This is a genomic window from Nitrospirillum amazonense (assembly GCF_007828045.1).
Taxonomy (GTDB): domain Bacteria; phylum Pseudomonadota; class Alphaproteobacteria; order Azospirillales; family Azospirillaceae; genus Nitrospirillum; species Nitrospirillum amazonense_C.
The window spans coordinates 232892-244540 of record NZ_VITN01000008.1; the positions used below are offsets into that span (position 1 = coordinate 232892).

Annotated in this window: 13 protein-coding genes and 1 tRNA gene; 9 read left to right on the forward strand and 5 right to left on the reverse strand. The window is 68.7% G+C overall.

Annotated features, from left to right (window positions below):
- Nucleotides 1–6: 6 nt before the first annotated feature.
- The gene (locus tag FBZ89_RS15100) at nt 7–855 is read left to right on the forward strand and encodes a class I SAM-dependent methyltransferase (RefSeq protein ID WP_145750785.1); all 849 of its coding nucleotides are present in this window, start codon (nt 7–9) and stop codon (nt 853–855) included.
- 164 nt (nt 856–1019) lie between these two features.
- Nucleotides 1020–1541: an META domain-containing protein gene (locus FBZ89_RS15105; protein WP_145750786.1), complete on the forward strand. Its 522-nt coding sequence runs from the start codon at nt 1020–1022 to the stop codon at nt 1539–1541.
- A 100-nt stretch (nt 1542–1641) separates the two neighbouring features.
- Here FBZ89_RS15105 and FBZ89_RS15110 read toward each other — a convergent pair.
- Nucleotides 1642–1716: transfer RNA gene (locus FBZ89_RS15110), tRNA-Met, on the reverse strand.
- Between the two features lie 257 nt (nt 1717–1973).
- Here FBZ89_RS15110 and FBZ89_RS15115 point away from each other — a divergent pair.
- Nucleotides 1974–2558, forward strand: coding sequence for a hypothetical protein (locus FBZ89_RS15115; RefSeq protein WP_145750787.1), 585 nt, complete (start codon nt 1974–1976; stop codon nt 2556–2558).
- Here FBZ89_RS15115 and FBZ89_RS15120 read toward each other — a convergent pair.
- Entirely contained in the window at nt 2528–3871 is a 1344-nt protein-coding gene (locus FBZ89_RS15120; protein WP_145750788.1) for an AmpG family muropeptide MFS transporter, read from the reverse strand. The two genes, FBZ89_RS15115 and FBZ89_RS15120, sit on opposite strands and share 31 nt — an antisense overlap.
- Before the next feature lie 81 nt (nt 3872–3952).
- On the reverse strand, nt 3953–4534 hold the full coding sequence (locus FBZ89_RS15125; RefSeq protein ID WP_425465958.1) for a TetR/AcrR family transcriptional regulator: 582 nt from the start codon (nt 4532–4534) through the stop codon (nt 3953–3955).
- A 62-nt stretch (nt 4535–4596) separates the two neighbouring features.
- Here FBZ89_RS15125 and FBZ89_RS15130 point away from each other — a divergent pair, with 62 nt between their 5' ends.
- The 5 genes from FBZ89_RS15130 (at nt 4597) to FBZ89_RS15150 (ending at nt 8366) form a co-directional block, all read left to right on the forward strand.
- Nucleotides 4597–5046 carry a phenylacetaldoxime dehydratase family protein gene (locus tag FBZ89_RS15130; protein WP_145750790.1) on the forward strand — a complete coding sequence of 150 codons (450 nt, stop codon included), beginning with the start codon at nt 4597–4599 and terminating at the stop codon, nt 5044–5046.
- 100 nt (nt 5047–5146) lie between these two features.
- Entirely contained in the window at nt 5147–6259 is a 1113-nt protein-coding gene (locus tag FBZ89_RS15135) for an isoaspartyl peptidase/L-asparaginase family protein (protein ID WP_145750791.1), read from the forward strand.
- Nucleotides 6260–6263: 4 nt separating this feature from the next.
- Nucleotides 6264–7571: a metal-dependent hydrolase family protein gene (locus tag FBZ89_RS15140; protein WP_211115241.1), complete on the forward strand. Its 1308-nt coding sequence runs from the start codon at nt 6264–6266 to the stop codon at nt 7569–7571.
- A gap of 64 nt (nt 7572–7635) precedes the next feature.
- Nucleotides 7636–7923, forward strand: coding sequence for a type II toxin-antitoxin system prevent-host-death family antitoxin (locus FBZ89_RS15145; RefSeq protein WP_145750792.1), 288 nt, complete (start codon nt 7636–7638; stop codon nt 7921–7923).
- Nucleotides 7924–7937: 14 nt separating this feature from the next.
- Complete coding sequence (locus FBZ89_RS15150) at nt 7938–8366, forward strand: type II toxin-antitoxin system VapC family toxin (RefSeq protein WP_211115242.1); 429 nt, start codon at nt 7938–7940, stop codon at nt 8364–8366.
- Between the two features lie 42 nt (nt 8367–8408).
- On the opposite strand, the gene FBZ89_RS15155 is transcribed toward FBZ89_RS15150, so the two are convergent.
- The gene (locus FBZ89_RS15155) at nt 8409–9017 is read right to left on the reverse strand and encodes a glutathione S-transferase family protein (protein ID WP_145750794.1); all 609 of its coding nucleotides are present in this window, start codon (nt 9015–9017) and stop codon (nt 8409–8411) included.
- A 179-nt stretch (nt 9018–9196) separates the two neighbouring features.
- The gene (locus FBZ89_RS15160; protein WP_145750795.1) at nt 9197–9703 is read right to left on the reverse strand and encodes a DUF1993 domain-containing protein; all 507 of its coding nucleotides are present in this window, start codon (nt 9701–9703) and stop codon (nt 9197–9199) included.
- Nucleotides 9704–10163: 460 nt separating this feature from the next.
- On the opposite strand from FBZ89_RS15160, the gene FBZ89_RS15165 reads away from it, so the two are divergent.
- Entirely contained in the window at nt 10164–11495 is a 1332-nt protein-coding gene (locus tag FBZ89_RS15165) for a class II 3-deoxy-7-phosphoheptulonate synthase (protein WP_246172236.1), read from the forward strand.
- Nucleotides 11496–11649: the final 154 nt, after the last annotated feature.

The window sequence follows — 11649 nt, forward strand, 5'->3', positions numbered from 1 at the left end:
GTTGCCATGGAAGCCGGCCGTCCCAGCCGTACCGCCCTGGTGGTCGCCGCGTTACGGGCGGCGCACCAACTGGTGGATGCACCCGTCATCTTCGCCGACCCGGTGGCCTTGCCTATCCTGGGGCCGGACGCCGAGGCGCGCATCCGGGATGACGAGGCGCGGCTGCACGCGCCGCCCGCCCGTTTCCTGCGCGCGTCTCTGGTGGCGCGCAGCCGCTTCGCCGAGGATGGGCTGGCGGTGGCCGTGGCCGCTGGCGTGGACCAGTACGTGGTGCTGGGCGCCGGCCTCGATACCTTCGCCTATCGCAACCCCCATCCCGGTGTGCGGGTGTTCGAGGTCGATCACCCGGCGACCCAGGCGTGGAAGCGCTCGATGCTGGAGGCTGCGGGCATCGTGCCGCCCGCCGGCGTGGCCTATGCCGCCATCGATTTCGAGCGCGACACCCTGACGGACGGCCTTACCCGCGCCGGGTTCGATTGGGACCGGCCGGCCTTCGTCGCCTGGCTGGGCGTCACCATGTATCTGACGCGGGACGCCATCCTGGATACGCTGCGTCGTGTGGCGACCCTGCCCGCCGGCAGCGCCATCGTTTTCGATTACAGCCTGCCGCCGGATCGCCTGACCGAGGCGCAGCGCGTGACTTTCCAGGCCATGGTCGACCGCGCGGCGGCGGAGGGGGAGCCGTGGCGGAGTTTCTTCACCCCCGACGCGCTGGCGGCCGACCTGCGCGGGCTGGGCTTCGGCGCGCTGGAGGATGTGGGGCCGGCCGAGCTGAATCCCCGCTATTTCGCGGGTCGCAGCGATGGTTTGGTCCTGGGTGGCATCAGCCGCCTGATGCACGCTGCCGTTACCTGAGGCGGATCGGGCAACGGACCCGCTTAGGCCGGAGGGCAAGGCCCCCTAGCCGGACGGCGCACGCATAAGGGCGTATCGCCAGCGGTTTTGCCCGCGCGTAGTCTGGTCCCATCACATTCGGCATGCGGAACAAGGGCTTGCCGACACCTGGGGGAGGATAGAGGATGCTGCGTACCGTCGCGATCACGTGCCTGGCGGCTCTGGCCCTGATGGGGTGTTCCATGCCCACGCCCGTGTCCAACGTCTCGGCGGAGGATTTGGCCGGCACGGGATGGGAACTGCAGCACTGGCAGCAGCGCAACGGCGGCGCCTATCCCCTCATGCCCGGCGGCAACGGCGGGCCGATCAGCATTCGTTTCAGCCGCGACGGGGCGGCCAACATCCTGTCGGGCAGCGCCGGCTGCAACCGCTATCGCGGCGGCTACACCCTGGGCGGGGGGTATCTGCAGGTGCTGCCGGCCGCCACCACCCGCATGGCCTGCCTGTCGCCGGAACGCGCCAAGCTGGAGCAGGACTACCTGAACGTTCTGGCCAACGCCACCACCCTGACCCGCGACCGTGATCCCGGCCGCGACCTGGATACCCTGACGCTGGCCAGCAGCGAGGGCGACGAACTGCTGTTCGTGCGTGTCCTGGGAGGGGAGGCGCCGGAACCGGGGTCGGTCGGCAACACCGTGGGGCAGTAAGCACTGTCGGGATGTTCTGGAAACAACAAACCCCTGGGGTCCGTGCAGGTCGCCCCAGGGGTTCGTGTAAGCGGCCGGTGCGGGTTAGACACCACCGAATTGGTAGCAGCGGAGGGATTTGAACCCCCGACCAAGGGATTATGATTCCCCTGCTCTACCACTGAGCTACGCTGCCATAGACCGCCGCCGGACGGGCCGGCGTTGGTGAGGGCCGTCATGTAGGACACCTGACCGGGCGCTGTCAAGGCCCTCGCCCAGGCCACGGCGCATTTTTCGGTATGGGTCCGATGCGCCGCCCAACCGGGTCCTTGTCGGGCCCTCGATCCTTGCCGCGCCGGTCGATCGGGGCGGTGAGGAACAGGTGGCGGGGGAAGGATACCACCGGTACAGTCACGGCCGCATCCTATCCGCCTGGACGCCGCCAGACCCCGCATGCTGTCCCTGATCACGGCCCCCTTCCGCCTGCTGTTCCGCCTGGTGGGGTTCCTCATCCTCATGGCGGTCGTGCTGGTGGTGGTGTTCCCCTATGCCGTGGATCTGCCCGGCTGGGCGCAGACGGTCATGGCGCGCGTGAGCGACGACCCCGCCAGCGGCGTGGTGGTGCGGGCGGAGCCGGAGGTGCAGCGCGGCGTCATCGCCCGCCTGGTGCTGCATGACCTCAGCCTGGCCAATCCGCTGACGCCGGACCGGCCCTCGATCACCGCCGCCCGCGCGGTGGTGGAGGTGGACCCGCTGGCCTCCCTCGCCAGCGGCCGGCTGATCCTGCGCACCCGCGTGCTGGACCCGGTGATCTATGCCGACCGTCCCATCAATCTGCGCGGCCTGCTGGCGGGTGTGGACCGCACCCTCGGCGGCGCCGGGATCGGCAACAGCGTCAGCCTGGTGGGCGGCAGCGTAAGGCTGTCGGGTAAGGGCGGGGACTCCGGCATCGACCTGGGTGCCGTGACGATGGAGGCGGCGCCGCCTGCCGATCACGCCGGCGCCCCTTATGCCGGCAGGGGTCGCGGCCCGTCCTGATCGGCGGGGACTTCTTCCTCCGCCGGTCGGTGGTGGATGTCGGCCCGCCGCGCCAGCCAAGCCAGCAGCAGCAGGCCGGGGATGCCCAGGCCGGCGCTGATGGTGAAATATAGCGGCCAGGAATTCAGTTGGTCAGCCAGCCAGCCGGTGCCGCCCGACAGGATGTCCAGCGGCAGGGTGGCCAGGCTGGACAGCAGGGCGTATTGCGTGGCGGTGAAGCCCGTGTCGCACAGGCGGGAGAGGAAGGCGGTGAAGGCGGCGGCACTCATGCCGCCGGCGAAGAACTCCAGCCCCACCACCAGGCCCAACAGGGTCACGCTGTGCGGTTGGGTCGCCAGCACGGCGTACATCAGGTTGGTGATGATCATGAAGGTGCCGCACAGGAACAGGCCGCGCACCGGGCCCGTGCGCCCCGCCACCGTGCCGCCGGTGATGGCGCCGGCGATGGCGCAGGCCATGCCCAGCATCTTGGTGACGGCCGCGATCTCCACCTTGGTGTAGCCGTCGCTCAGGAAGAAGTTGGTGGCCATGACGTTCACGTAGACATCGCCCAGCTTGTAGATGGCCACGAACACCAGGATGGCCAGCCAGCCACGCCGGGTGGCGAAGCGGGTGAAGGGCGCCACCACCGCGTCCTGCACCCAGACGTCGAAACGCTGGCGCGGGGGGGCAGGCGGGCGCGCCGGCTCCGGCGCCAGCAGCACCGCCCCCATGCCAACGACCACCAGGGCCGCCATGACCACGTAGACTGTGGACCAAGGCACCAGGGTCGACAGGTATAGGGCGCCGGCGCCGGCGACGATCATGCCCAGGCGGTAGCCTACGAGATAGGCGCCGGCCCCCGGCGCCTGCAGCGTGTCGGGCAGCAACTCCACCCGCAGGGCGTCCAACACGATGTCCTGGCTGGCGGAGGCGAAGGAGGTGGCGACGGTGGCCACCGCCAGCCAATAAAGGTTGGCGGCGGGGTCGCTGGACGCCATGGCCAGCAGGGCCAGCATCAGCGCCGCCTGGGTCACCAGGGCCCAGCCGCGCCGCTGGCCCAGCGCGCGCGTCAGCAGGGGTAGGGGCAGCCGGTCGATCAGCGGCGCCCACAGCGGCTTGAAGGTGAAGGGGCTGCGCACCATGGCGAACAGGCCGATGGCGGTGCGGCTGACATGCACCTCGGTCAGCCAGGCCGACAGGGTGGAGAACAGCAGGAAATAGGGTAGCCCGCTGGCGAAGCCCAGGAACAGCACCGTCAGCACCCGGCGATCCAGCCAGAGGGTCCATCCGGAGGCGGATGTGGTGGATGGTGGAGTCGACGGTGCGGTCATGGAGGCGGCGCTGCCCTTGATGGGGACGTCTGGGGCGGCATCATCGCCTGCGCGGCACGCCGCCGTCCAGGCTTGACGCCATCACGTCGGCAGCCCGGCCGCGAACAGGCTGGTCACCTGGCGCGCCAGGGCCTCGGGCGACGCCGCATCGGCCTGCCGCTGCAGGCGGCCGTCCACCATCAGGCAGGCCAGGCCGTGGACCAGGGACCAGGCGGCCACCACGGCGGCCTCGCGCTTCTCCTCCGGCGCCAGGCCGGCGACCCGGGCGGCCAGAATGCCGTAAGCGCTTCCAGCGGTGGGTGGTTTCGGCGGCATGCCGCCGAGCGGCGCCCCGAACATGATGCGGAACAGGGCCGGGCGTTCCAGGGCGAACAGCACATAGGCCACGCCTTGCTCCACCAGGGCCTGGCGCGGGTCCGTCGCCATGTCGGCCCGGGCCAGCCGGTCGCGCAGGTCGGCGTAGCCTTGTTCCGCCACCGCCGCCAGCAAATCGGCCTTGTCAGCGAAATGGCGGTAGGGCGCCATGGCCGACACCCCGGCCCCCCGCGCCGCCGCCCGCAGGGTCAGGGCCTCCACCCCGCTTTCCTCCAGCAGGGCCAGGGCCGTGCGCACCAGGGCGTCGCGCAGGTTGCCATGATGATAGCCCGCCTTCTCTGTTGACACTGTAAACATCCTCGCTTTAAATGCCGCCATGTTTACGAAGTAAACTTCAAGGAGAGGCTGTCATGCAACAGCGCCGCGCTTCGGTCGACCTGTCCGCCTACCCCGACCTGGTGGTGATCTACCTGGGCTTTCATGTGAACAGCCTGCGCGGGCTGTTGGGCCTGGCCCGGCTGGGGCGCGGCCTGAACCGCGTCGCCCGGGATTTTCCCGATGGCCTGCTGGCGCATGAGCAACTGTTCTACGGCATGCGCCATCTCGGCATGCGGCAGTATTGGCGCGACCTGGAAAGCCTGGAGCGCTTCACCCGCAGCGAACCGCACAAGACCTGGTGGCGGGATTTCCTGGCCAAGGACGGCGGGGCCGGCTTCTGGCATGAGACCTACCGCCGCCCGGGCGGGATGGAGGCGGTGTACGTCAACATGCCCCGCCCCATCGGCTTTGGCGCCTTCGCCGCCGCCCGCACCCCCACCGGCCCGTTCATGAGCGCGCGCGACCGCCTGGCCGCCGGCTGAACGCGTGCCGACTGGGGCCTTTATCCCCTATCCGTTTTGCGGGACTATCGGCGGCCCCCTCCCGGGGGGGCTTGGGATACCGCGTTGGACGGAGGGGCATATGGGGACGAACCGGCTACGGCTGTTGGCGGGCGTGACGTTGGGCTGGGCGCTGCTGGCCGGCCCGGCGCCGGCGGCCGAAAAGGCGCACTCGTGGGCGCTGGAGCTGCACGGCGGCGCCGGCACGGTCGATCCCGCCAAGCTGACGCCGGAGGCGGCGGCCGCCTACCAGGCGGGCATGACCGCGGCGCTGGAGGCCGGCACCGCCGTGCTGAAGTCCGGCGGCACGGCGCTGGACGCGGTGGAGGCCGCGCTGAAGGTGCTGGAGGATGATCCCCTTTTCAACGCCGGCCGGGGCGCGGTCTTCACCGCCGCCGGCCGCAATGAGATGGATGCCGCCATCATGGACGGCGCCACCCTGAAAGCCGGCTCCGTCGCCACCGTCACCCACACCCGCCACCCCATCAGCCTGGCCCGCGCCGTCATGGAAAAGACGCCGCACGTCATGCTGGCGGGTGAGGGGGCCGACGCCTTTTCCAAGGAGGCGGGCCTGGAACAGGCCGACCCCGCCTGGTTCTTCACCGAACGGCGCTGGCAGGCGCTGGTGAAGGAACTGACGGACAAGGGCCTGCCCGTGCCGCCGCGCCCGGCTGGCGTCCCGGCGGAACCGGACAAGCACACCCTGCTGGACCTCAGGAACTTCGAACCGGCGGACGCCCACCGCTTCGGCACCGTGGGCGCGGTGGCCGTGGACGCCAAGGGCAACGTGGCCGCCGCCACCTCCACCGGCGGCATGACGGCCAAGCGGCCGGGCCGCATCGGCGACAGCCCCATCATCGGCGCCGGCACCTATGCCTCCAACCAGTCCTGCGCCGTGTCGGCCACCGGGTCGGGCGAATACTTCATCCGCCTGACGGTGGCGCGGGAGATCTGCGCCTTGGTGCAGTACCAGCATATGAAGCTGCAGGCGGCGGTGGATGAGGTGATCCAGCACCGGTTGACGGCCCTGGGCGGCGATGGCGGCGTCATCGCCGCCGCCCCCGACGGCACGCTGGCCTGGGGCTTCAACACCACCGGCATGTACCGCATCCGGGTGAAGCAGGGCGGGGCGCCGGAATTCGGCATCTTCAAGGACGAGGGCGCCGCCAAGGCCCACCCCAAGAATGAACCCTGAGCCGATGCGCCCTGACGCCATGCGCCGGCTGCTCACGGCCTGTTTGGCCACTGTCCTGTCCATGCTGCCGCTGGCCGCGCGGGCGGATGACGCTTTGCTGGTGATCCGCCCGGCCCGGGTCTGGACGGCGGAGGAGGAGGAGGCACCCCACGCCGGCTGGGCCGTGCTGGTTCAGGGCGACCATATCCAGGCCGTGGGGCCGGAGGCGTCGCTGGGCGCGCCGGCCGGCGTCCCGGTGCTGGACCTGCCCGGCGCCACGCTGTTGCCCGGCCTGATCGACCTGCATTCCCACCTTTTCCTGCACCCCTATAATGAGGCCTCGTGGGACGACCAGGTGCTGCGCGAAAGCTTGTCCTACCGCACCCTGCGGGCGGGGCGTCAGGCCACGGCCACCCTGATGGCCGGTTTCACCACCCTGCGTGATTTGGGCACGGAAGGGGCGGGCTATGCCGACGTCGGCCTGAAGAAGGCCATCGAGGATGGCCTCGTGCCGGGTCCGCGCCTGTTCGTCGCCACCCGGGCCATTGTCGCCAGCGGCGCCTACGGCCCCTCCGTCACGAAGTTCCGTGAGGACATGGACCTGCCCCAAGGCGCGGAGGAGGCGAGCGGCGAGGCGGCGGTGGCCGCCGCGGCCCGAAGCCAGGCGGCGCGCGGCGCGGATTGGATCAAGTTCTACGCCGACTACCGCACCGGGGCGGACGGCGGCACCCGTCCCACCTTCAGCCAGGCGGAGATGGTAGCCCTGATCGCCGCCGCCCACGATACCGGCCGCCCGGTGGCGGCCCACGCGGCGTCGGATGAGGGCATGCGCCGGGCCGTGCTGGCCGGTGTGGACACCATCGAGCATGGCTATGGCGGCACCGACGCCACCTTCAAGGAAATGGCCAAGCGCGGCGTCGCCTACCTGCCCACCCTGACGGCGCCAGAGGCCACCAGCCGCTATTTCAAGGGCTACATCCCCGGCCAGACCCCACCCACGCCGGCCATGCAGGCGGCGGAGGCCGCCTTCCGCCGGGCGATGAAGGCGGGGGTCACCATCGGCTGCGGCAGCGACGTCGGCGTCTTCGCCCATGGCGAGAACGCGCGGGAGCTGGTGTGGATGGTGCGCTACGGCATGAGCCCAGCCCAGGCGCTGACGGCGGCCACGGCCACCAACGCCCGCATCCTGGGCCAGGCCGACCATCTGGGCCGCATCCGTGCCGGCCTGCTGGCCGACCTGGTGGCCGTGACCGGCGACCCCACGCAGGATATCGACGCCGTGGGCCACGTCGTCTTCGTCATGAAGGGCGGCGCGGTGATCCGTAAGCCGTGAGGGGTGGTGGCGCCGCTGACGCCATTCCGGTACAATCTGGTCAGCTAGTCAGATGGATGCTGCCATGACCCGCAAAGCCAAAATCGTCGGCGCCCCAGGGGCGACCTGGAAACTGGAGGATGCGAAAGCGCGTTTCAGTGAGGTTGTCCGCCGCGCACGGACGGAGGGGCCGCAGACCGTCACGACCCGGGGTCGCGACCCGGTTGTGGTGATCGCGGCTGAGGATCTGACGGACCTCATGCCATCGCAACCGCCCCGCCAACCGCTGATCCAGTTTCTGGAGAGTTTATACAGCGGCGATGATTTGGAACCGGTCCGGGATCGTGACCTCGGCCGGGATGTTGACCTTTGACGGCGAAAGGATGGTTGCTCGATACCAACGTCGTGGCGGCGCTGATCCATCCCAAAGGGGCGCCATCCGTGAAAGGTTGGGCCGCGTCGGTGGACGAGGGGAAGCTCTTCCTGAGCATCCTGACGTTGGGGGAATATGAGAAGGGCATCCATAACCTGCCCGAAGATGATGCGCGGCGTGTTCAGATTGGCATGATCCGCGACGGTCTTGCCCACCGGTTCCACGGCCGTATTCTCCCTGTCAGCGATGCCGTTGTCCGGCGATGGGGCATCGTGACGGGAACGATCCGGCGTCTTACGGGCCACCCGTCTCCTGTCATAGATACACTGCTTGCCGCCACGGCTCTGGAGCAGGGGCTGACATTAGTCACCCGGAACGTCCAGGACGTGAGACATAGTGGCGCCGCCATTTTAAATCCTTGGGATGCGCCGAAGGAGGGTTAAGCCCTCCGTCGGCCAGCCAGTCGGAGATTCCAGCGCCCCGGATTATCCCGCCATGGCCTTGGCGAAGCGCTGGAAGGCGGGGCGTTCGGCCAGGCGGTTGAGATAGGCGCGGAAGACGGGCTTGTCCTTGAACAAGCCCATGACGTCCAGGGCCCAGTACATCATGACGCCCCACTGGGTGTCGGCGGCGGTGAAGCGGTCGCCCACGGCGTAGTCGTGCGCGGCCAAGGTGCGCTCCAGATTGGCCACCATGTCCTCGAACCGGCCGTAGGCCGCGCCCTTGCCGTCGTAGGGCCACTGGTTCATGTGCGCCACCAGGCAGGGGTCCACCACGGAATCGATGTAGATGACGCTGGTCAGATAGGGGCCGCGGCGCGGGTCGTCCAGGGCGGGGGCAAGGCCGGCCTGGGGGAAGGCGTCCGCCAGGTAGAGGGTGATGGCCGCGCGCTCCGTCACCACGACATCCCCATGGGATGTGGTGTGCCGGATGGCGGGCACCTTCTTGTGTGGCTGGATGGCGCGATAGCTTTCCGGCACGCCACCCTCGGCACGGATGTCGATGATCTCGCTTTCGTAAGGCACGCCCAGTTCCTCCAACAGGTAATGGATGCTGGACGAGCGGGTGTGCGGGCAATGGAAGAAGGTGAGCATCGGTGCCTCCCAAGGGGTGTGCTGGCTAAGTGTGCCGGTTGCCGTTGGAGGTCACTTTATCCCTTGCTACTGACAGAATATGGCAGTAGTAGCAACGCTTCCCCGGAATAGCCACGCACACGAAAAAAGGCGGCGCCCCGGGGACGCCGCCTTCCGTTACTGGTAAAGCCGGGTGTCGCTTACGGACGGCCCAGGAAGTCCATCTTGCCCAGTTCCACGCCGTTGTGGCGCAGGATGTCGTAGGCGGTGGTGACGTGGAAAAAGAAGTTGGGCACGGCGAAGAACAGCAGGAAGGCCTGGCCGGGGAAGTGCACATCCTCACCCCGGATCTTCAGGGTGATGGTGCGCTCTTCACTGCCGTCGATCTGGGCCGGGGCCACGCTCTTCAGGAAGTCGACCGTCTTGGCGATGCGGGCTTGCAGGTCGGCGAAGGTGGTCTCGGTATCGGCGAAGCTGGGGACCTCGACGCCGGCCAGACGGGCGGCGGCGCCCTTGGCGGCATCGCTGGCGATCTGGATCTGGCGGGCCAGCGGGTGCATGTCGGGGGCCAGGCGGGCGTTCACGAACACCGCCGGGTCGATCTTCTTGGCTTCGGCATGGGCCGCGGCCTTGTCCAGGATGGCGGACAGGTTGCCCAGAAGGCGCAGGAACACCGGCACGGACGCCTGGTACATGGAAAGCGACATCGGGTGCACTCCGATAGGGTTGGAATGGCGGCCAAGATACGGGCGCCCGATGGGACGGATGTGCGCCCGATCACCCTTGCGCTTGAATTTTACATGACCGGCGTGGCGAACGCCCTTTAAAAGCGGAGGTTGAGGCCGTTGGCGCCGTACTGGCCATCTGGATAGAATGTCCCCTTGGTCAAGGGGTGCTGTGACGGGCAACCGCGTTTGCCGGGTAACAGTAATGCGCGAAAGGGCCTCAAGAAGACTGGAAAAGTATAAAACGGGGCAGTACATAACGAGACCGGCTTGCTGCCAGACTTGAAGGGGCGTTCGCGCCCGCGACCATGGACTATCCCCTGGCACCTTTTAAAGTCTTGGACTCCCGGCCGGTTTTTCGGGTTTCACGAGGTGGGTCATGGCACTGGATAAGGCGGGGCGCTGGGCGCCCGATAGCTGGCGGTCTCGGGAAGTGCGGCAGATGCCGTCCTATCCCGACACCCGGCGCCTGGAAGCTGTGGAGGCCCGCCTCGCCAACTATCCGCCGCTGGTCTTCGCCGGCGAGGCCCGGCGCCTGAAGGATCACCTGGGGCGCGTGGCCAAGGGCCAGGGTTTCCTGCTGCAGGGTGGCGACTGCGCCGAGAGCTTCGCCGAGTTCCACCCCAACAACATCCGCGATACCTTCCGCGTGATGCTGCAGATGGCCGTGGTGCTCACCTTCGGCGGTGCCACGCCGGTGGTCAAGGTGGGCCGCATGGCCGGCCAATTCGCCAAGCCGCGCTCCGCCGACCTGGAGGATATCGATGGCGTCTCGCTGCCCTCCTACCGTGGCGACATCATCAACGGCTTCGACTTCACGGCCGAGGCGCGGGTGCCGGATCCGGAGCGCATGGTGCAGGCCTACAACCAGGCCGCCAGCACGCTGAACCTGCTGCGCGCCTTCGCCCAGGGCGGCTATGCCGACCTGCACAAGGTGCACCAGTGGAACCTGGGCTTCGTCGACCGTAGCCCGCAGGGGGAGCGCTACCGCGACCTGGCCAACCGCCTGGATGAGGCGCTGGCCTTCATGGCCGCCTGCGGCATCACGGCGGAAACCACCGCCCAAATCCGCGAGACGGAGTTTTTCACCAGCCATGAGGCGCTGCTGCTGCCCTATGAGCAGGCCTTGACCCGCGTCGACAGCACCACGGGCGATTGGTACGATGTCTCCGCCCACATGCTGTGGATCGGCGACCGCACCCGCCAGCCCGACGGCGCGCATGTGGAATTCCTGCGCGGCGTGAAAAACCCCATCGGCCTGAAGTGTGGCCCGACCACGGACCCGGATGAGCTGATCCGCCTGATCGACATCCTGAACCCGACGGATGAGGCCGGCCGCCTGACGCTGATCGCCCGCATGGGCCATGACAAGGTGGGCGACAAGCTGGCGCCGCTGCTGCGCCGGGTGCGCGACGAAGGCCGCACCGTGGTGTGGAGCTGCGACCCCATGCACGGCAACACCATCAAGTCGGCCACCGGCTACAAGACGAGGCCCTTCGAGCGCATTTTGGCCGAGGTGCGAGGCTTCTTCGAGGCCTGCCGGGCTGAAGGTGTGCATGCCGGCGGCGTGCATTTCGAGATGACCGGCCAGGACGTGACGGAGTGCACCGGCGGCGCCCAGGCCATCACCGAGCATGCGCTGGCCCAGCGCTACCACACCGCTTGCGACCCGCGCCTGAACGCCAACCAGGCGCTGGAGCTGGCCTTCCTGGTTGCGGAGGGGCTCAAGGCCTCCCGCTCCGGCCAGCCGCGCCGGACCGAGGCCGCCGAGTAAGGGCTGTTTCGGTATCGGAATGAAAACGGGCGGGGCCTCACGGCACCCGCCCGTTTTATTTGGTGCGCCAGGCATGGCGCGAGGTGCGTAAGCACCGAGAGCCGGGTTGGTAACCGGCTTGTGACTTGGAGGTGGAAGTCCTCTACGGACCCTG

What these genes read in the sequence shown, in the direction of transcription:
- FBZ89_RS15115 (WP_145750787.1), top strand. Translation starts at nt 1,974, where the DNA reads ATGCTGTCCCTGATCACGGCCCCCTTCCGCCTGCTGTTCCGCCTGGTG.
- FBZ89_RS15155 (WP_145750794.1), bottom strand. Translation starts at nt 9,017, where the DNA reads ATGCTCACCTTCTTCCATTGCCCGCACACCCGCTCGTCCAGCATCCAT.
- FBZ89_RS15160 (WP_145750795.1), bottom strand. Translation starts at nt 9,703, where the DNA reads ATGTCGCTTTCCATGTACCAGGCGTCCGTGCCGGTGTTCCTGCGCCTT.
- FBZ89_RS15145 (WP_145750792.1), top strand. Translation starts at nt 7,636, where the DNA reads ATGACCCGCAAAGCCAAAATCGTCGGCGCCCCAGGGGCGACCTGGAAA.
- FBZ89_RS15140 (WP_211115241.1), top strand. Translation starts at nt 6,264, where the DNA reads ATGCGCCCTGACGCCATGCGCCGGCTGCTCACGGCCTGTTTGGCCACT.
- FBZ89_RS15165 (WP_246172236.1), top strand. Translation starts at nt 10,164, where the DNA reads ATGCCGTCCTATCCCGACACCCGGCGCCTGGAAGCTGTGGAGGCCCGC.
- FBZ89_RS15120 (WP_145750788.1), bottom strand. Translation starts at nt 3,871, where the DNA reads ATGACCGCACCGTCGACTCCACCATCCACCACATCCGCCTCCGGATGG.
- FBZ89_RS15130 (WP_145750790.1), top strand. Translation starts at nt 4,597, where the DNA reads ATGCAACAGCGCCGCGCTTCGGTCGACCTGTCCGCCTACCCCGACCTG.
- FBZ89_RS15105 (WP_145750786.1), top strand. Translation starts at nt 1,020, where the DNA reads ATGCTGCGTACCGTCGCGATCACGTGCCTGGCGGCTCTGGCCCTGATG.
- FBZ89_RS15100 (WP_145750785.1), top strand. Translation starts at nt 7, where the DNA reads ATGGAAGCCGGCCGTCCCAGCCGTACCGCCCTGGTGGTCGCCGCGTTA.
- FBZ89_RS15135 (WP_145750791.1), top strand. Translation starts at nt 5,147, where the DNA reads ATGGGGACGAACCGGCTACGGCTGTTGGCGGGCGTGACGTTGGGCTGG.